This window comes from Herbiconiux daphne (assembly GCF_024979295.1).
GTDB lineage: Bacteria > Actinomycetota > Actinomycetes > Actinomycetales > Microbacteriaceae > Herbiconiux > Herbiconiux daphnes.
The window spans coordinates 1-1,544 of the sequence record NZ_JANLCJ010000081.1; the positions used below are offsets into that span (position 1 = coordinate 1).

3 protein-coding genes are annotated in these 1,544 nt (G+C 49.2%); 1 reads left to right on the forward strand and 2 read right to left on the reverse strand.

Features of this window, described 5'->3' with window-relative positions:
• The first annotated feature begins 128 nt into the window (after positions 1–128).
• Complete coding sequence (locus tag N1032_RS23030; protein WP_163638900.1) at positions 129–335, forward strand: hypothetical protein; 207 nt, start codon at positions 129–131, stop codon at positions 333–335.
• 208 nt (positions 336–543) lie between these two features.
• Here the strand turns inward: N1032_RS23030 and N1032_RS23035 are convergent, their stop codons facing one another.
• Both N1032_RS23035 and N1032_RS23040 read right to left on the reverse strand, forming a co-directional pair.
• Positions 544–882: a M15 family metallopeptidase gene (locus tag N1032_RS23035; RefSeq protein ID WP_259542655.1), complete on the reverse strand. Its 339-nt coding sequence runs from the start codon at positions 880–882 to the stop codon at positions 544–546.
• Positions 879–1,544 (reverse strand): hypothetical protein (locus tag N1032_RS23040; protein ID WP_259542656.1); only part of this gene is annotated, 666 nt, incomplete at its 5' end. The genes N1032_RS23040 and N1032_RS23035, both read right to left, overlap by 4 nt.

Here is a 1,544-nt window from a genome sequence, read left to right on the forward strand (position 1 = left end):
AAAAGGCGCGAGCGTCTATTACGTAGAAGTTGAGTAATAAATAGTTACTCGATTTTAAGCCCTGCCCTTGTGGTGGGGCTTTTTTTCGCCTATAATAAACCTCGTCAACTTAACCGGAGAAGTAAAAAGTGAAACACGTTTTAATCGCCCTCCTGATTGCAACCGCCGCGCTGAACATCGCACACGCGAAGTCTTTCAAAGGCTCCACCGCTCGCCCGTCGAACGCTCAAGAAACTTTCCAGTGCATTGAGGCCGGGTTAGAAAATGGCGACTCTAAAGCAGACATCGCCTGGTCATGTAACGTAGACATTGAGGAAATCGCTGATTATGAATGAGTCACGCTTGCTTACCATCATCGAAAACGAGGGTTACGATTGCACCCGCGCCGAACGTCGCCGCATGGCTCAAGAAATCCTCCGCTTACGGGCAGAGGCCGCGAAACCCAAATGGAACGCGCCCACGGAACCCGCCGGACACGGAGACAACGACAGCGGGATTAACCCGGTTTACACCAAATAGAAAAAGGGGCTTGCGCCCCTTAACTTATTTCTCAATCTGCCAGTGTGGGCTATCCCATCCCCACGAATAACCGCCCGTAACTTTCACTCCCAACTGTTGAGCGGCTTTATTCATCGCGGTAATGATTGGCAAAAAGTAGGCGGCGTGCCAGTTCTTCCCATCCCACAAATCGACAGCATCGCCCGTTAAGTGTCGGCTGTTAAGCGTCTTACTTTTCCCGGCCTTGAATAGTTCGCGCTGTCGTTCCATCGTGCGAACCCCTTCTAACACGTAAATGTCAATCGGACAAATAGAGGCGGCAAGTTTCACCACCTCCACAAGCCGAGGGTTTACGCCTGCTAAACGTTCCTCGTGTTTAATCATTTGAAGATTACCCCGTCTTTCATTAAGCGAATGATTTCGCGTTTCTCGTCTGCCAATGCGTCAGACTCCAAATCAATCTCGTCAACCACAATGAACCCGTTTGTGTGGGTCAACAATCCAGCGCCAGGGACACCCGCGTTAAATCGGCCATACGGCAACACTGCATCATTTCGCAGCACTTCAATAAACGGAATGGCTACGCTGTTCGGAGCGCCCAAATCAATACGGCTGTTATCCGCGTCAATCTTCTGGAGGTTCGCATAAGGAATCTTAATCCCTAAGTCAACCTCTTTCTGAAAGAATACATCACCCGGCATAGCGGAGGACGTAAGCAGGATTGTAGCTTTCCCGGTGTAAACATCAACAGACATTTCAACGTCTAAATCTTTGCCGATTACATACTGAGTATCGACGGCGAACGCTGGAACGAATGGCAAATGTAACATCGTCATTGTGTTGGCGAAATCCAACATGTTCCCGTTTGGCGCTGGCGTACTAATGCGCCCCATCGGAATACTAATGCGGTCAGTCAGGAACGGCAGAGCATCAACTTTAGTGTCCAGATTACCTAACCGGATTGACTCTGTTTTAGTACCTGCAAGATTAGCAGGAACTTTGAACGGGATTTCAATCAGGTTAATAATGAACTGCCCGAAATCGAC